The following is a 16,893-nucleotide window of genomic DNA, read 5'->3' as shown; positions in this document are numbered from 1 at the left end:
GGGAGGGTGGGTGCCGGGCGGATCAGTGGGTGTGCGGGGCTGCGGGGTCCTCGTTCGCCAGTTCCGGTATTCCCCAGTCCCGCGCCACCGTCTCCTCGTCGGCGCCCGGCAGGGCCGGGCCGGTGCGGACGGTGGTCGGGGTCGCCGAGAAGCGGGGGGCGGGGGCCGGCTGGGTGAGGCCGCCGTGGTCGGTGAAGGTGCCGCGCGCGGCCAGGTGCGGGTGGTGCGGGGCCTCGCCCAGGGACAGCACGGGGGCCACGCAGGCGTCCGAGCCCTCGAAGACGGCCGTCCACTCGTCCCGGGTGCGGCACTTGAAACGGGCGGCGACGCGCTCGCGCACTTCACCCCAGCGGGTCCAGTCGTGGTGCGCCGGGGCCAGGTCGTCCAGGTCCATCAGGCGCACGAACTCCGCGTAGAACTGCCCCTCCAGGGCGCCGACCGCCATGTACCGGCCGTCGGCGGTCTCGTAGGTGCCGTAGTACGGGCAGCCGCCGTCCAGGAGGTTGGCGCCGCGCCGGTCCTGCCAGGAGCCGGCGGCCAGCATGCCGTGGATCATCGCGGACAGGTGCGCGGTGCCGTCCACGATGGCCGCGTCCACGACCTGCCCGGCGCCGGTCGCGCGCGCGTGGTGCAGCGCGGCGAGGACGCCGACGACCAGGTAGAGGGAGCCGCCCGCGTAGTCGCCGAGCAGGTTGACGGGAACGGCCGGGGGCTCGTCCGGGCGGCCGATCATGCCGAGGGTGCCGGTCAGGGCGATGTACGCCACGTCGTGCCCGGCGCGGTCGGCGAGGGGGCCTTCCTGGCCCCAGCCGGTCATCCGGCCGTAGACCAGACGGGGGTTGCGGGCGTGGCAGGCGTCGGGGCCGACGCCGAGGCGCTCGGCCACGCCGGGGCGGTAGCCCTCGATGAGGATGTCGGCCCGTTCGGCGAGATCCAGGACGCGCGCGGGGCCGTCCGGTGCCTTGAGGTCGACGATCACGGAGCGCTTGTTGCGGTTCGTCACGTCGTGCGCGGGGTCGATCCCGAGGCCCGGGCCGCCCGGACGGTCCACGCGCACCACGTCGGCGCCCAGGTCGGCGAGGAGCATGGCGGCGAACGGGCCCGGCCCGATGCCGGCCAGCTCCACCACGCGCACGCCGCTGAGCGGGCCGTCGCCCGTCGTGCTCGGCGCCCCTGGCGTCTTTGCCGTGGTCATGCCGTTCAGCCCCCAAACGCGTGTGACACAACTGATGTAACACCGGTGATGCTAAGAACGCGTTCCACCGGACACAAGCCCTAACGAGCAAGCGCTTAGCCAAGTGCCCGGGAAGTGCCTCCGTCGGGTCCGGGGTGGCCGTCCGGCTCCGCACACCTCACGCTAACCTCGGCCACCGACAACGGCGCGGACCGCACGACCAAGGGGTGTCATGAGCAGGCTGAAAAGGACGGACCGTCCCTACGACCTCGTGCTCTTCGGAGCCACCGGCTTCGTCGGCACGCTCACGGCCGAGTACCTCGCGGACCACGCCCCCGAGGGGCTGCGCTGGGCGATCGCGGGCCGTGACGAGCGCAAGCTGGAGCAGCTGCGCGACCGGCTGCCGGGCGGCTCCGGCATCGGGGTGCTGCGGGCCGACGTCGCCGAACCGGCCACCCTGCGCGCCCTCGCCGGGCACGCGCGCGTGGTGGCCACGACCGTGGGGCCGTACATCCTCTACGGCGAGGAACTGGTCGCCGCCTGCGCGGACGCCGGCACCGACTACCTCGATCTGACCGGCGAGCCGGAGTTCGTGGACCTGATGTACGTCCGGCACGACGCACGCGCGCGGGAGACGGGCGCCCGGCTGCTGCACGCCTGCGGCTTCGACTCGGTCCCGCACGACCTGGGCGCGTACTTCACGGTCCAGCAGCTGCCGGAGGGGGTGCCGCTGACCGTGGACGGGTACGTCACCGCCGACGCGGCCTTCTCCGGCGGCACCCTGGCCTCCGCGCTGAACCAGTTCGCGCGCGGGCGGCAGATGGCCGCCGCCGCGCGCGACCGCCGCCGGCACGAGCCGCGCCTGATGGGACGCCGGGCCTCGGCTCCGGCGGGCACGCCGAAGTTCGCCAAGGAGATCGGCGCGTGGGCGCTGCCGCTGCCCACCGTCGACCCGCAGATCGTGCGCCGCTCGGCGGCGGCCCTGGACCGGTACGGCCCGGACTTCCGGTACCGGCACTACGCCGCCGTCCGGCACCTGCCGGTCGCCCTGGGCGGGGTCGCGGCCGTCGGCACGGTGGCGGTGGCAGCACAACTGCCGCCAGCCCGGCGCTGGTTGTCGGACCGGCTCCGGCCCGGGGACGGCCCGAGCGCCGAGAAGCGGGCGAAGAGCTGGTTCACGGTGCGCTTCGTCGGCGAGGGCGGCGGCCGGCGCGTGTTCACGGAGGTCGCGGGCGGCGACCCCGGCTACGACGAGACGGCGAAGATGTTCGCCGAGGCGGCCCTCGCCCTGCTCTGCGACGATCTCCCGCCCACGGCCGGCCAGGTCACCACGGCACAGGCCATGGGCGACGCGCTGACCCGGCGGCTGCGCGCGGCGGGCATCACCTTCCGGGTGGCCGCGACGCACTGACGGCCTGGCGTGTCAGGAGGCCGGCGCCTGGCGCGTCGCCGCCTCCTGAAGCGCCCGCCGGCACAGGGCGTCCGCCCTGCGGGTGGTCTCCGGCAGCCGGTAGCGCGGGGTCAGCGCGAGGGTGTGCGCCAGGGCGTTGCCGAGGCTCACGCGGTGGCCGACGGAGACGAAGACCGGCTTGATGCCGTCCTGGGTGCGCAGGGCGCGGCCGACCTCCTCGGTGCCCGCGAGGAGCGGCGTGGAGCTGCCCCGCGCGGGGTCCGGGTCGTCGTAGGTGAAGGTGAACGGGTTCTTGGCGACGCCGATGGTGGGCAGGCCGGTGAGCACGCCGAGGTGGCTGGCGAGGCCGAAACGGCGCGGGTGGGCCAGGCCGTAGCCGTCGCACACGACGAGGCCGGGCGGGCAGGGCAGCGCGTCCAGGGCGGCCCGGACGGTGGGGAGTTCACGGAAGGCGAGGAGTCCGGGCACGTACGGGAAGGACACCCGGCCGACGGCCGTCGCCTCGGCCACGACCTCCAGGGTCGCCGCGTCCAGCACCACGGCCGCCGCGGCGACGAGGTCGCGCTCGTCGTCGTAGGCGACGTCCACGCCCGTGACCCGGCCCGCCCCGGGCGGCGGTCCCGGCTCGTCGAGCACCACCCGCCCGCGCAGTCCGTCCTGTACGGCGCGGGCCTCTTCCTCGGTCGCGGGCCAGCCCGCGGGTACGCGTACGGTCGTCATGGTGGGCCCGACTGTACGGCCCACGACGGCGCGCGGGGCCCTGGGGGTAGTCTCGTGATCATGTTCGTACTGGAGCTGACCTACACCGCGCCGCTCGACGCCGTGGACGCCGTGCTGCCGGACCATATGACGTGGCTGGAAGAGCAGTACGAGAACGGCTTCTTCCTCGCCTCGGGGCGCAAGAACCCCCGCGACGGCGGGGTGATCCTGGCCGTCGCGGAGGACCGGGCCCGCATCGAGGAGCTCGTCGCGGGCGACCCGTTCGTCGCCGCCGGAGTGTGCGCGTACCGCGTCACGGAGTTCATCGCCACGAAGACGGCCGCCGAGCTGGCACACCACCGGCAGACGCTGGTCTGAGCCCGGCGGGTTCAGCCCTTCTTCGCGTTCAGCGCGCGCTGCAGCTGGGCCTTGTTCATGTCGGAGCGGCCCTCGATGCCGCGCTGCCTGGCCTCGTTGTACAGCTGGTCGTAGGTCGGGCCTCCGGAGCCCTTGCCGGACCTCTGGCCGCCACGCCTGCCGGAGGACATGTCCTGGGTCGAGCTGCGGCTGGCGGTCTTGGCCTCGCCGGAGCGGGCGCGTTCCTTGTTGACCGTCCGGGCCGCGATCTCCTTGGCCCGTTCGGCGCTCTCGCCCCGCTCCTCGGCGCTCTCCTTGATGTGTTCGTACTGGCGCTCCCGTTTGGCGCTGGAACCCGCGGGCATGACCGCTCGCTTCCTTTCGCTGCCTCGTTCTCGTGGTGCGACAGCGGACGAGTACCCGCGGGGCTCGGTCTCAGCGTTCCAGCCGGGCCACTCGCCCCCGCTCGCCCGCCGCCCAGCAGCTCAGGTCGGTTGTGCAGGTGACGGTGTCGTAGGAGCCGGTGTCGATCGTGCGCCAGCTCCGGCCGCCGTCGGTGGTCAGGTCGGTGCCGGTGGGGCCGACGGCGAGCGCGGTGGTGCGGCTGTGCGGGAGCCAGGCGGCGCCGGAGCGGTAGGCGGGCGGGGGTGCGGCGGCGGGCTGCCAGCTGCGACCGCCGTCGGCGCTGACCGCGGCGGCCTGCGGCGAGGGCTGGTCGGCGCGGTAGTCGCCGCCGACGGCGAGGCCGTGGGTGCGGTCGCGGAAGGCGAGCGCGAAGACGCCGCGCGCCGGGTCGCCGGCCGGGACCGGTGTGTCGGCGGCCGTCCAGGTCAGTCCGCGGTCGGCGGAGTGCAGCACGCGCGCGTGGGCGCCGCCGCCGGTGGCCAGCCATGCGTCCGCCGGGCCGGAGGTGACCAGGCACTGGCCGCTGGCCGCGAAGCCCGCCTCGCCGTCCAGGGCGGCCGGCATGCCGTCGGCGGGCAGGACACGCCAGGTGCGCCCGCCGTCGCCGGTCGACAGGATGCGGAACCTGCCGTCCACCGGGTCGCTCACGGCGAGGCCGTGACGGCGGTCGAAGAAGGCTACGCAGTCGTAGAACGCCCGCGGGTCGGTGTTGCGGAAGGACTCCGTCCAGGTCGCTCCGCCGTCGTCGGTGCGGTAGACCCGGGACGCCTCGCCCTCGCCGATGGCCAGCACCACCGCGCGGCGCGCGTCGAACGCCTGGACGTCGCGGAACTGGAGGTCCGCCGCACCTGGCGGAGAGACGTTCCGCCAGCTCGCCCCGCCGTCCGTGGTGCGCAGCACCGTGCCGCCGGTGCCGGCCAGCCAGGCGGTGTCCCGGTCGATGGCGGACAGCCCCCGGAAACGTACCTGCGGCGCGCCGCTGTCCTTCGGCGCCCAGTGCACGCCCTCGTGGCCGGGTGGCCCGGCCGCGGCGGCCGGACCCGTCAGCGCGGCCAGCACCGCCCCGCACGCCGCCCCCGCCGCCACCAGTCTGTTCGCCCGTCCCCTGCGTCGCGTGCTCCCCAAGCGCCTCATGGCGGGCGAAGCTAGCCCACTCCCCCGGCGCCGTCCAGAGCCCCGGCCGCCCCAACTGCCGCGCCCGGCACGGCAGGACAGCCGAGTCGCTTCCGTGCATGAAAACGGTGACCGAGGTCACTCGTCCTGTACGCACGGATCCGGGGATTCCGTCGTCTCATCCAGTACCAGGCCTCACCCGCCCGGAAGCAGTCCAGCCGTCACAAGGGAGCAAGGCGTTGTCCACCGTCATCGAGCAGCCAGTAGAGGCCCGCCTTGTCGCCGCCGCGCCGCGCATGTCACACATTCCGGCCACGCTGTGCTACGACCGGCGCGACCCGTTCGCCGTCCGGATGACGTTCCCGGCGCCGGCCACCCTGGAGGGCGTCGACGTCTGCTGGACCTTCTCCCGGGAACTGCTCGCCGCCGGGCTGGAGGGCCCCGAGGGGCACGGGGACGTCCGGGTGCGGCCGTACGGCTACGACCGCACGGTGCTGGAGTTCCACGCCCCCGAGGGCACCGCGGTCGTGCATGTGCGCTCGGGTGAGATCCGGCGGTTCCTGGAGGCGGCCGGCGCGCTGGTGCCGGTCGGTCTGGAGCACCTCCAGTTCGACCTCGACCGCGATCTGGCCGAGCTGATGCGGGACGCCTGCTGAGAGCCCTTGGGAGCCGGGATCAATTGCGTTGACACCCCTCCCGGCCCCTCCTACGGTGTACATCGGTCCTGTTGCCGTCGATTGGAGAAGGACGTTGCTCGTCTGAGGTCCCGAGACACCGCGTTCACACCGGTGAGGTGTGCGTGGCGTACGACCTCGGCGTCCGAGCCGTCCCCCGACGGGCACAGGCCCTTTTTCATGGCCCTTTTGGCCTGATGTGCCGGCCAACCCGTGCCTCCGGTCCCCGGTTCCCGCCTCGCGGTGTCTCGACACGCACCCGCCCAGACCGCACCCAGCAACCGCGAGGCCTCCATGTCTACTTCGTCTGCTTCCTCTGCGTCCCTCTCCGCCACGTCCCTGTCCTTCGCCTGGCCCGACGGCACGCCCGTCTTCGACGGCCTCGACATCGCCTTCGGACCCGGCAGGACCGGGCTCGTCGGCGTCAACGGGTCGGGGAAGTCAACCCTGTTGAAGCTGCTCGCCGGGGAACTCACCCCCGTCGACGGCACGGTCAAGGCGGCCGGCGAGATCGGCTGCCTCCCGCAGAACGTCACCCTCGACACCGCGCTCCGCGTCGACGAGGCACTCGGCATCGCCGCCCGGCGGGCCGCGCTGCACGCCATCGAGGCGGGCGACGTCGCCGAGGAGCACTTCGAGACGGTCGGCGACGACTGGGACGTCGAGGAGCGCGCCCTGGTCACCCTCGGCGAGCTCGGCCTCGGCCACATCGGCCTGGACCGCACCGTCGGCGAGGTGTCCGGCGGCGAGTCGGTGCTGCTGCGCCTGGCCGCGCTGCTGCTGCGCCGCCCCGACGCGCTGCTCCTCGACGAACCCACCAACAACCTCGACCTGTACGCGCGCCGGCGGCTGTACGCGGCCGTCGCCTCCTGGCCGGGCGTGCTGATCGTGGTCAGCCACGACCGCGAACTCCTCGACCTGGTCGACCAGATCGCGGAACTGCGCACCGGCGAGGTCACCTGGTACGGCGGCAACTTCTCGGCCTACGAGGACGCCCTCGCCGTCGAACAGGAGGCAGCCGAACGGATGGTGCGCGTCGCCGAGGCGGACCTGCGCAAGCAGAAACGCGAACTGGCCGATGCCCAGGTCAAGTTGGCCCGCCGCAAGCGGTACGGGCAGAAGATGTGGGACAACAAGCGCGAGCCGAAGATCGTCATGGGCGAGCGCAAACGCCAGGCCCAGGTCGCGGCCGGCAAGCACCGCATCATGCACGAGGAGAAGCTCGCCGAGGCCAGGGAACGGCTGGACGAGGCGGCGGAGGCCGTACGGGACGACGACGAGATCCGCGTCGACCTGCCGTACACCGCCGTACCGCCCGGCCGGCAGGTGCTCACTCTGGAGAACCTGGAGTTGGCCCACGGGGCGCGCGTGGACGGGGTGTTCGACCTGCGCGGTCCGGAGCGGATCGCGCTGATCGGCCGCAACGGCGCCGGCAAGACCACGCTGCTGCGGACCGTCGCCGGGCAGCTGGCACCGACGGCCGGCGAGGCGACGGCCCACGTCCCGCTGCGGTTCCTGCCCCAGCGGCTCGATGTGCTGGACGACGAACTGACCGTCGCCCAGAACGTCGCCCGGTTCGCGCCGGGCGCCACCAACAACCGGATCCGGGCGCGCCTGGCCCGCTTCCTGTTCCGGGGCACCCGCGCCGACCAGCAGGCGGCCACGCTCTCCGGCGGCGAGCGCTTCCGCGCCGCCCTGGCCGCGCTGATGCTGGCCGAGCCCGCGCCCCAGTTGCTGTTGCTGGACGAGCCGACGAACAACCTGGACATGGCGAGCGTGCGGCAGCTGACCAGCGCCCTGGAGTCGTACGCGGGCGCCCTGATCGTGGCCAGCCACGATCTGCCGTTCCTGGAGTCGGCCGGCATCACGCGCTGGCTGCTGATGGAGGAGGGAGAACTGAGGGAGGTCACGCCCGAGACGATCGCGAGCCTCGAGTAGCCGTATGCGGGCAGGAGTCCGGGCAGGGCGTGGACATGGCTCATCTCAGGAGGGCCACAGCCTGACAACGAGGGTTTTGCCCTGGCCCGGGCGCCCTGCATGATGGCGGACCAGCGGCGCAACACGGGCGCCGTGGCCGTACCACCGATTCGAAAGGCCCCTCGTGCCCAGCAAGAAGGCCCTCGTCCGCCGCCCCGGCCCCCGCCTCGCCGAAGGCCTGGTGACGCACATCGAGCGGGAGAAGGTCGACGTCGAACTCGCCGTCGAGCAGTGGGAGGCGTACGTCGAGGCGCTGCGCGAGCACGACTGGCAGACGATCGAGGTCGAGCCGGAGGACGACTGCCCGGACTCGGTGTTCGTCGAGGACACCGTCGTCATGTACAAGAACGTCGCGCTGATCACCCGGCCCGGCGCGCAGTCCCGGCGGGCGGAGACCGCCGGCGTCGAGGAGGCGGTGGCCAGCCTCGGCTGCTCGGTGAACTGGATCTGGGAGCCGGGCACGCTCGACGGCGGTGACGTCCTGAAGGTCGGCGACACCGTCTACGTCGGCCGGGGCGGGCGCACCAACGCGGAGGGCGTGCGGCAGGTGCGGGCCGCGTTCGAGCCGCTGGGCGCGCGCGTGGTGGCCGTACCGGTGAGCAAGGTGCTGCACCTGAAGTCGGCGGTGACCGCGCTGCCCGACGGGACGGTCATCGGGCACATCCCGAAGGTCGACCGGCCGTCGCTGTTCCCGGGGTTCCTGTCGGTGCCGGAGGAGTCCGGCGCGCACGTGGTGCTGCTCGGCGGTCACAAGCTCCTGATGGCGTCGAGCGCCCCGAAGACGGCGGAGCTGCTGACCGACCTCGGCCACGAGGTGGTCACCGTGGACATCGGTGAGTTCGAGAAACTGGAGGGGTGTGTGACCTGCCTCTCGGTGCGCATGCGCGAGTTGTACTCCTGACCGGGTGATCGTGTCGCCCGTACAGCCCCGGGACCTGCGGGTCCCGGGGCTGTTCTGCATACCCGCAGGCACCTCGCTTGACCGGCCTGATCAGCGATCTTTACGACACCCTTAACCTACGGCTTCGTAACCTACGGATTCGTAGCCTACGATCACGTAGGTTTCCCGGCCCCGCTCGCCGGACCACCCCCTTGCTCCCCCTTAGCACGGCGTCCCCCTGGAGTTCCTGTGACGATCACCTCCCCTCACCTCGGCAGCCCGTCCGTCTGGACCGACGCGCGGCTGCTGTACGCGCTGGAGGAAGTGGTCGAGAAGGAGCTGAACCGGCATCTGAAGGTCGCCAAGGACTGGATGCCGCACGAGTACGTGCCGTGGAGCGACGCCCGCAACTTCCCCGGCCTGTTCGAGGACGGGGAGGCCTGGGCCAAGGACCAGTCCAAGGTGACGGAGATCGGCCGCATCGCCCTCGTGGTCAACCTGCTCACCGAGGACAACCTGCCGAGCTACCACCACGAGATCGCCACGCTCTTCGGCCGCGACGGCGCCTGGGGCACCTGGGTGCACCGCTGGACGGCCGAGGAGGGCCGTCACGGCATCGTCATGCGCGACTACCTGCTCGCCTCGCGCGCGGTGGACCCGGACAAGCTGGAGCAGTTCCGGATGTCGCACATGAGCGAGGGCTTCGAGTCCGACAACCGGCACTCGATGCTCCACTCGATCGCGTACGTCGCCTTCCAGGAGCTGGCGACCCGGATCTCGCACCGCAACACCGGCCACCAGTCCGGCGACCCGGTCTGCGACCGCATGCTGTCCCGCATCGCGACCGACGAGAACCTGCACATGGTCTTCTACCGCAACCTGCTGAAGGCCGCCTTCGAACTCGCCCCCGACCTCACCATGCAGGCGGTGCGGGACGTCGTGGTCAACTTCCGCATGCCCGGCCACGGCATCCCCGGCTTCGAGCGGGCCGCCGCGCAGATGGCCATCGGCGAGGTGTACAACCTGCGCATCCACCACGACGACGTGCTGCAGCCGGTGCTGCGCCACCTGAAGGTCATGGACATCGACGGCCTCGGGCCGGAGGGCCTCCAGGCCCAGGAGGAGCTGGGACTGTTCATGGGCGGCCTCGACGCGGAGGCCCTGAAGTTCGACGAGCGGCTGGCCGCCCGCAAGGCCCGGATGGCGGCACGCGCGGGCGCCTGACGCCCTTCAAGCCCGGCGCGCCTCGGACCCGGGGCGCGCCTCAGTGCGAGGCGCGCCTGAGGGCGAGGCGTTCCTTCTCGGACAGGCCGCCCCACACGCCGAAGCGTTCGTCGTTGGCCAGGGCGTAATCCAGACAGGCCGAGCGCAGCTCGCACATGCCGCAGATGCGCTTCGCCTCGCGCACCGAGCTGCCGGGCTCGGGGAAGAAGAAGTCCGCCCCGGTCTGCGCGCACAGGGCCTGGGCCTGCCAGGCGGAGTCGGCCGGGATGATCGTGTCGATGTGCATGGCCAGGATCCTGCCGGGCGGCGAAAAACGTTCGATCAACGCCGCATCAACGGCGCCGTTGAGGGCCTCCGGCCGCCCCGATCATCCACCGCGGGAACACGAGCGCGCACGGCGGCGCGCGGAACCGTGTGAAAACAGGGAGAACGCGGCCGGTTTCTCTGGGTGACGGCGGGCGCCGCTCCGGCGGGCGGTGTGCTCCGGCGGCGATTGTCAGTGGGCGGTGCCAGACTCGGCTGTGCAGAGAACGGGATCCCTTCCAAGGAGGGCGAGAATGCTCACCACCCGTTTCGTCAACGGCGCCCCGAACTGGCTCGACATCGGCACTCCCGACATCGACGGCGCCCGCACCTTCTACGGCGGCCTCTTCGGCTGGCAGTTCCAGTCGGCGGGACCGGACGCCGGCGGTTACGGCTTCTTCCAGCTGGACGGCAGGACGGTGGCCGGCGGTGTGCAGACCGGCCCCGAGCAGGGCCCTGGGGCCTGGACGGTGTACTTCCAGAGCGAGGACGCGCAGGCCGCGGCCAAGGCGGCCGAACAGGCCCACGGGAGCGTGCTGTTCCAGCCCATGGACGTGATGGGCGAGGGACACATGGCCCTCCTCGCCGACCAGGCCGGCGGGCGGTTCGGGATCTGGCAGCCGGGCCGGACCAAGGGTGTGGACGCGGCGAACGAGCCCGGCGCGCTGTGCTGGGTCGAGCTGTACACGCCGGACGTCGCGGCGGCTGCCGCCTTCTACCAGCGGGTACTCGGCCTGGAGACCTCGGCGGTGCCCTTCCCCGGCGGCACGTACACGTGCGTCAACCCGGGCGGCGGCGGGGCCGAGTCGATGTTCGGCGGGATGGTCCCGCTGGCCGACGACCCGGCGGAGGCGGAGGGCGGCCCGTACTGGCTGCCGTACTTCGAGGTCGAGGACACGGACGCCGTGGTGGCGAAGGCACAGCAGCTCGGCGGAACGGTCTGGGTGCCGGCGACGACGCTGGCGGGCGTGGGCCGCATGGCCAGGCTCGCCGACCCCTCCGGCATCCGCTTCGCGGTGATCAAGAGCGAGGCCCCGCAGGGCTGAACCCCGTCCCCGGCGGCGCTCCGGTGGCGGATGGGGCCGTTTGTCAGCAACGGTCCCGGGAACCCGGGCGGCATGGCTGGTCAGAGCGGCGGATCCCGGACATCCGCACCCTGCCGCTCGCTGGAACATGCGGGGTGGAGCATGCGACTTTCCTTCCTCGAACCCCTGTACAAGCAGCCGGGTCCCTTCGCGTCGGTCTATCTGGACACCTCCCGCGACAGCCTGATCGAGGATCCCGACGCCGCCATAGAACTGCGCTGGCGGCGCCTGCGGGACGCCCTGGCGTCCGAGGGCGCCGATCAGGACTCCCTCACCGCGGCGGCGTCGGCCGTGGGCCGCGACACCGACGTCCCCGGCACCCATGGGCAGGCGGTGTTCACCGCGCACGGCCGGCTGGCCCTGCTGGACGAGCTGCCCGTCCCGCCCGCACGGGACCGCGCGCACTTCGGCACGCTGCCGGACACCTTGCCGCTGGTCGTCCAGCACTCCCCCGGGATCCCTTATGTTGCGGCGTACGTCCACTACAGCGGCCGGCACTCCACGGACGCCCCGGGCATCGTGCGGATCGAGGCCGAGGTCGGCGTGTGGCCCCTGACCAAGGTCGCACCGGGACACCGCCTCGAGGAGGAGATCCCGGTGACCGACTGGCTGAACGCCGCCGAGGTGATCGGCCAGGAGCTGGAGGGCCACGCGCGGCGCATCAACGCCGAGGCGGTCGTCGTGGCCGGGGACGTGTGGGCGCGCGGCATCCTCGTCCGGCGGCTTCCCGTCACCCTGCGCGGGCAGGTCACCACCGTCGAGGGCGCCGGTGAGTCCGAGCCTCGCCGGGCGCTGCTGGAGCACCGGCTCGAAGACCTCTTCAGCGGGCGCATGGCCGCGCACGACCGGTCCCTGCTGGCCGCCTTCCTCGCCCAGCGCGCCCACGACGGAGCGTCGGCCGAGGGCCTCGCCGCGGCCGTGTCAGCCCTGCAACGCAGCCAGGTCAAAGCCCTGTTCCTCAACAACCACCCCGAGTCGCGGCTCCGGCTGTGGAGCGGCCCCGAACCCAGCCAACTCGCCCTCACGGCACATGAGTTGCGCTCCTACGGCATCGAGGACGTCCGCGAGGAGCGTGCCGACGCGGTCCTCACGCGTGCCCTGGTCGGCACCCGGGCCGAACTCGTCCTCGTACCCGAGCGGCAGTTGAGACTGCACGAGGGCGTGGGCGTACTGCTCCGCTACACCGAAGCCGAACCCCCGGTGTGACCACGGCACTTCGGACAGGGCCTAGGCAGAAGCACGTCGTATCAGCAGGGTCGGCAGGATCACACCGCCGGACTCCCCGCCGGCGGTGTCCGTCGTGTCGGCCGTGGGCTCGCCACGCAGCAGGAGGCGGGCCATCAGGCGGCCCATCTCCTCGATGTCCTGACGGACCGTGGTCAGCGGCGGGTCGGCCTGCTCCGCGAGCGGCAGCATGTCGTCGAACCCGATCACGGCCACGTCCTCGGGGACCCGCCGGCCGCTCTCCCGCAGCACGCGCAGCGCGCCGAGCGCCGTGAGGTCGTTGGCGGCGAACACCGCGTCCGTGTCCGGGCAGCGGTCGAGGAGTTCCCGCATGGCACGCTCACCGCCGGCCGGCGTGAAGTCGCTCTCGGCCACGAGTCGCGGATCACCGTCCCCGACGACATCCCGGTAGCCGTCGAGCCGGTCCACCGCCGAGGTCTGGTCCAGGGCGCCGGTGATGTGCGCGATCCGTCTGCGCCCGAGCCCGACGAGATGCCGTACGGCCTGCCGGGCGCCGCCCCGGTTGTCACTGTCGACGTACACCGCGTCCCGGGTGCCGTCGCTCCAGCCGGGCCGCCCGCCGAAGACGGTGGGGACGCCCGCGTCCTGGATCAGGCCGGGCAGCGGGTCGTCCAGGTGCAGGGAGAAGACGAGCGCGCCGTCCACATGCCCGCCGGCGAGATAGCGGGCCACGCGCGCGTGGTCGTCCCGGCCCTCGGTCAGCAGCAGCACCAACTGGTTGTCGTGGGCCGTCAGTTCCTTGCTGATGCCGCGCAGTTGCAGCGCGAAGAAGGGATCGGCGAAGACGCGGGTCTCGGGTTCGGCGATGACGACGGCGACGGCGTCGTGCCGCTTGGTGACGAGGCTGCGTGCCGCCTGGTTGGGGACGTACCCGAGTTCGTCCACGGCCCGCCGGACCCGCTCCACCAGGGACTCCCGCACCCCGTCCCCGCCGTTGACGACCCGCGACACGGTCGCCCGGGACACCCCGGCCCGCGCGGCCACGGCCTCCAGCGTGGGACGCGACACTGCCTCGGACACGGCGGGACTCCTCGGGACTCCTCAGCGGCGGCTGGCGGTCAGGATAACCGCACGGGGAAATCCACAGGCCCGCACGGAGAAATCCACAGGCCCGGCCCGTTGTCAGTGGCGTGCGGCATCCTGTGATCAGTGGCGGAACGCGCGCCATGGACCACGGGGAGGACAGGATGTTCAGGGGGATCGACGACGTCGACTGGGCGTCGATGGGGCATGCCTACACGGATTCGGCGACCGATGTGCCGGAGCTGCTGTGGGAGTTGGCGTCGGACGACCCGGAGCGCCGGGAGATCGCCCTGGACGGCATGTACGGCGCGGTGCACCACCAGGGCGACGTGTACGACAGCACGGTCGCCTGTGTCCCGTTCCTGTTCGAACTGATCGCGAATCCGGCGGTCGGCGACCGGGGTGCCGTGATCGGGCTGCTGTGCAGCTTCGCCCATGCGTCGGACGACGATGAGCTGGACGAGGCCGAGGAGTTCACCGAGTTCGACGAGGACGAACACGAGGAGTGGCTGCGGCACTTCTTCGTGGCGCGTGACCTGATCCGCGAGCGAGCCGGAGTCTTCCTCGATCTGCTCGGGGATCCGGATCCCGGGGTGCGAGCCGCCGTGCCCGGTGCGCTGGCGCGGCTGCACCCGGACCCGGTGCGCGTGTTCGCGGCCCTGTGCGAGCGCGCGCACGCGGAGACCGACCCCGAGGCCACCCGGTCCCTGGCGCGCGCCCTGGGCGCACTGGCCGTGCGGCACCCCGCCGAACTGGGCACCGAGGCGGTCGAGGTGCTGAAGGAACTCGTGTCCGGCACGCCCGATCCGCAGCTGCGGATGACGGCACTGACCCTGCTGGCGCGCTGCGCGCCCGCCGAACTGCCGCCGGACACCGCGGAGATCGCCCTGGACATGATGCGGCTCGCCCGGGAGGCGGACGAGCTGGGCCCGCCGCCCGCCGCCCCCGAACGCCCGCGTACCGACACCCTGATCTCCCACGTGCGCGAGCTGCACGCCGAGCATCGCCGCAGCCTCGACCTGGACGACGCCGCGGAGCTGCTCGAAGAGCTGCACACAAACTTGCGCGATCGCGTCGACGTGCGCTTCCCGCTCCTCGTCGGCCAGTTGCAAAGCCCCAGCCCGCGCGAGCGCAGGCATGCCGTCGAGATGGCGGGACGGCTGCTCACCGGATGGCGGGCTCCCGACGACGAGCCGCTGCTGGCGCTGGCCCGACTGCTCGCCGACGACGATCTGCGACTGCAGAAGGCGGCGCTCTCGGAACTGCGGTATCTGGCACCGGCGGCACACCGCGTGTCCGAGGGACTGGTGGCGTACGTCGAGGACTGGGAGGGCCGCCCGCTGGAGCCCGGCACGGCGTTCCGTGACATGGCCCTCGGCATGGCGTTCGAGGTACTGGCGCTGCAGGGCGACGCCCGGATCGTGCCGGCGCTCACCCACGTCCTGGAAGTGGTCGAGATCCCCGAGAAGCTGCCCCGGTGGATCGAGGCGCTCGGCCCGGAGGCGGCGGCCCCGCTGGGCCCGGTGCTGCACGATCGGCTCGCCGAGCTGGACCACCGCACGCCCTCCGCGGACCTGGACGGCCTCATCGAGTGCCTGGGCACGCTCCGGCACGCGGAGTCGCTGCCCCTGCTGACGCGCATCCTCGCCGACACCGAGCACTTCCGTACGACACGTGAGGTCCTGCACGCCCTGTGCGCCTACGGCCCGCAGGCCGCCGAAGCCACCCCGCTGGTGCTGCGATTGTGGGAGGGCGGCGCTCTCTCCGAGGAGCACCGCATCCATGTCGCCCACGCCCTGTGGGCCCTGACCGGCGACGCGGAGGCCGTGCTGCCCGTCGTCCGCGAAGGCCTGCGGTCGCGGACGTGGAGCCAGTGGTACGCCGCCCTCAACCTGACGGAGGCCCTGGGCCGCTCCGGTGCCGCTCTCGCACCCCGGTTGCGCGAGATGATCGCAGACGGCCACACCCCGGCCCGGGCGGCCATCGGCCTGTGGCAGGTCACCGGAGAGACGGACGAGGTACTCCCCGTGCTCCTGAACGAGTGGTCGGTCACTCCGGCGCAACGCCCCGCCATCGCCGCCTGCCTGGTGGGCTTGGGCCCGACGGCCGCACCGGCGCTGCCGCTGATACGCAGCGAACTGGCCTCGTCCCGCCGCCACAACAACGACGACTCCCGAGGCAACATGCGCTACAACGTCGCCGCCGACGTCGCCCTGCTCACCGACTGCCGGCGCGTGCTGGCCGGATTCGGCGAGCGGATCGACGCCCCCGTGCGCTGAGACCGGGGAGTCAGGGCGTCTGCTCGCGGCGGGCCCGACTCGGCTGGACGCGTTTCGGTTCGCCGGGCATCTTCGGGTACTCCGGCGGGTACGGCAGGTCGCCCAGGCCGTGGTCGTGTTCGTCGCGGCGGGCCAGTTCCAGCAGGGCGTCGAGGGAGTAGGCGTGGTCGTCCATGTCGGCGTGGACGTCGCCGAGTTCGGCGAAGCGGGCCGGCATGGTGGCGAGGTCGAAGTCCTGGGGGTGGGCGCTTCCCACCTCTTCCCAGCGCAGAGGCGCGGAGACGGGCGCGTGGGGGCGGGGCCGTACCGAGTAGGCCGAGGCGATGGTGCGGTCGCGTGCCGTCTGATTGTAATCCAAGAAGATACGGCGCCCTCGTTCCTCCTTCCACCACTTGACGGTCACCTGGTCGGGCATCCGGCGTGCCAGCTCCCGGCCGACGGCGATCGCGGCGCGGCGGACCTGAGTGAAGGTCCAGCGAGGTTCGATGGGCACGAAGACGTGCAGGCCACGTCCGCCGGAGGTCTTGGGCCAGCCGCGCAGTCCGCCGAACTCGTCCAGGACGGCGCGCAGTTCGAAGGCGGCGCGGACGGCGTCTGCGTAGTCGGTGCCGGGCTGCGGGTCGAGGTCGATGCGGAGTTCGTCGGGGTGGTCGACGTCGGCGGCGCGCACCGGCCAGGGGTGGAAGGTGAGCGTGCCGTACTGCGCGGCCCACACCACGGCGGCCTGTTCGGTGGGGCACATCTCGTCGGCGCTGCGCCCGCTGGGGAAGGTGATGTGCGCGGTGGGGATCCAGTCGGGCATGCCCTTGGGGGCGCGCTTCTGGTAGAACCACTCGCCTTCGACGCCGTCCGGGTAGCGCTGGAGGGTGGTGGGCCGTTCGCGCAGGGCGCGCAGGATGCCGGGGCCGACGGCGACGTAGTACTGGGCGAGGTCCAGCTTGGTGAAACCGCGCTCCGGGAAGAAGACCTTGTCCGGGCTGGACAGCCGTACGGTCCGCCCGGCCACCTCCAGTTCCACCGCAGCACCCATGCGGCCACGGTAGG

The 16,893-nt window shown here is 72.6% G+C and carries 16 protein-coding genes; 9 read left to right on the top strand and 7 right to left on the bottom strand.

Going from position 1 to position 16,893, the window contains the following annotated elements; translation table 11 throughout:
* Positions 1-22 precede the first annotated feature (22 nt).
* Positions 23-1,195, bottom strand: a complete 1,173-nt coding sequence (locus ACWD35_RS29450) for a CaiB/BaiF CoA transferase family protein (RefSeq protein ID WP_451354349.1) — start codon at positions 1,193-1,195, stop codon at positions 23-25.
* 211 nt (positions 1,196-1,406) lie between these two features.
* On the opposite strand from ACWD35_RS29450, the gene ACWD35_RS29445 reads away from it, so the two are divergent.
* Positions 1,407-2,585: a saccharopine dehydrogenase family protein gene (locus ACWD35_RS29445; RefSeq protein ID WP_451354348.1), complete on the top strand. Its 1,179-nt coding sequence runs from the start codon at positions 1,407-1,409 to the stop codon at positions 2,583-2,585.
* 12 nt (positions 2,586-2,597) lie between these two features.
* Here ACWD35_RS29445 and ACWD35_RS29440 read toward each other — a convergent pair whose 3' ends face one another.
* Positions 2,598-3,305: an endonuclease V gene (locus tag ACWD35_RS29440; RefSeq protein ID WP_451354347.1), complete on the bottom strand. Its 708-nt coding sequence runs from the start codon at positions 3,303-3,305 to the stop codon at positions 2,598-2,600.
* 60 nt (positions 3,306-3,365) lie between these two features.
* On the opposite strand from ACWD35_RS29440, the gene ACWD35_RS29435 reads away from it, so the two are divergent.
* Complete coding sequence (locus ACWD35_RS29435; RefSeq protein WP_451354346.1) at positions 3,366-3,662, top strand: YciI family protein; 297 nt, start codon at positions 3,366-3,368, stop codon at positions 3,660-3,662.
* Positions 3,663-3,673: 11 nt separating this feature from the next.
* Here ACWD35_RS29435 and ACWD35_RS29430 read toward each other — a convergent pair whose 3' ends face one another.
* Positions 3,674-4,006: a plasmid stabilization protein gene (locus ACWD35_RS29430; RefSeq protein ID WP_451354345.1), complete on the bottom strand. Its 333-nt coding sequence runs from the start codon at positions 4,004-4,006 to the stop codon at positions 3,674-3,676.
* A 70-nt stretch (positions 4,007-4,076) separates the two neighbouring features.
* Positions 4,077-5,180, bottom strand: coding sequence for a WD40/YVTN/BNR-like repeat-containing protein (locus ACWD35_RS29425; RefSeq protein WP_451354344.1), 1,104 nt, complete (start codon positions 5,178-5,180; stop codon positions 4,077-4,079).
* 218 nt (positions 5,181-5,398) lie between these two features.
* Between ACWD35_RS29425 and ACWD35_RS29420 the strand changes: the two genes are divergently transcribed.
* From ACWD35_RS29420 to ACWD35_RS29405, 4 genes are all read left to right on the top strand, one after another.
* Entirely contained in the window at positions 5,399-5,815 is a 417-nt protein-coding gene (locus ACWD35_RS29420; protein WP_451354343.1) for an SsgA family sporulation/cell division regulator, read from the top strand.
* A 312-nt stretch (positions 5,816-6,127) separates the two neighbouring features.
* Complete coding sequence (locus tag ACWD35_RS29415) at positions 6,128-7,771, top strand: ABC-F family ATP-binding cassette domain-containing protein (RefSeq protein WP_451354342.1); 1,644 nt, start codon at positions 6,128-6,130, stop codon at positions 7,769-7,771.
* Positions 7,772-7,934: 163 nt separating this feature from the next.
* Positions 7,935-8,711, top strand: a complete 777-nt coding sequence (ddaH, locus tag ACWD35_RS29410) for a dimethylargininase (RefSeq protein WP_451354341.1) — start codon at positions 7,935-7,937, stop codon at positions 8,709-8,711.
* 228 nt (positions 8,712-8,939) lie between these two features.
* Positions 8,940-9,914, top strand: a complete 975-nt coding sequence (locus ACWD35_RS29405; protein ID WP_451354340.1) for an acyl-ACP desaturase — start codon at positions 8,940-8,942, stop codon at positions 9,912-9,914.
* Positions 9,915-9,954: 40 nt separating this feature from the next.
* Here ACWD35_RS29405 and ACWD35_RS29400 read toward each other — a convergent pair whose 3' ends face one another.
* Positions 9,955-10,200 carry a WhiB family transcriptional regulator gene (locus tag ACWD35_RS29400; RefSeq protein WP_451354339.1) on the bottom strand — a complete coding sequence of 82 codons (246 nt, stop codon included), beginning with the start codon at positions 10,198-10,200 and terminating at the stop codon, positions 9,955-9,957.
* 271 nt (positions 10,201-10,471) lie between these two features.
* On the opposite strand from ACWD35_RS29400, the gene ACWD35_RS29395 reads away from it, so the two are divergent.
* Positions 10,472-11,263 (top strand): VOC family protein, encoded by a 792-nt coding sequence (locus ACWD35_RS29395; protein WP_451354338.1) that lies wholly within the window; start codon positions 10,472-10,474, stop codon positions 11,261-11,263.
* Positions 11,264-11,404: 141 nt separating this feature from the next.
* Positions 11,405-12,508, top strand: coding sequence for a baeRF2 domain-containing protein (locus ACWD35_RS29390; protein WP_451354337.1), 1,104 nt, complete (start codon positions 11,405-11,407; stop codon positions 12,506-12,508).
* Between the two features lie 21 nt (positions 12,509-12,529).
* Here the strand turns inward: ACWD35_RS29390 and ACWD35_RS29385 are convergent, their stop codons facing one another.
* Positions 12,530-13,567, bottom strand: coding sequence for a LacI family DNA-binding transcriptional regulator (locus ACWD35_RS29385; RefSeq protein WP_451354336.1), 1,038 nt, complete (start codon positions 13,565-13,567; stop codon positions 12,530-12,532).
* A 167-nt stretch (positions 13,568-13,734) separates the two neighbouring features.
* On the opposite strand from ACWD35_RS29385, the gene ACWD35_RS29380 reads away from it, so the two are divergent.
* Complete coding sequence (locus ACWD35_RS29380; RefSeq protein WP_451354335.1) at positions 13,735-15,849, top strand: HEAT repeat domain-containing protein; 2,115 nt, start codon at positions 13,735-13,737, stop codon at positions 15,847-15,849.
* A gap of 10 nt (positions 15,850-15,859) precedes the next feature.
* On the opposite strand, the gene ligD is transcribed toward ACWD35_RS29380, so the two are convergent.
* On the bottom strand, positions 15,860-16,879 hold the full coding sequence (ligD, locus tag ACWD35_RS29375; RefSeq protein ID WP_451354334.1) for a non-homologous end-joining DNA ligase: 1,020 nt from the start codon (positions 16,877-16,879) through the stop codon (positions 15,860-15,862).
* Positions 16,880-16,893: the final 14 nt, after the last annotated feature.

The sequence above is a fragment of the Streptomyces sp. NPDC002671 genome, from assembly GCF_053592475.1.
The sequence above is the reverse complement of the archived record's forward strand: the minus strand, read 5'-3'. Positions and strand labels throughout refer to the sequence as shown.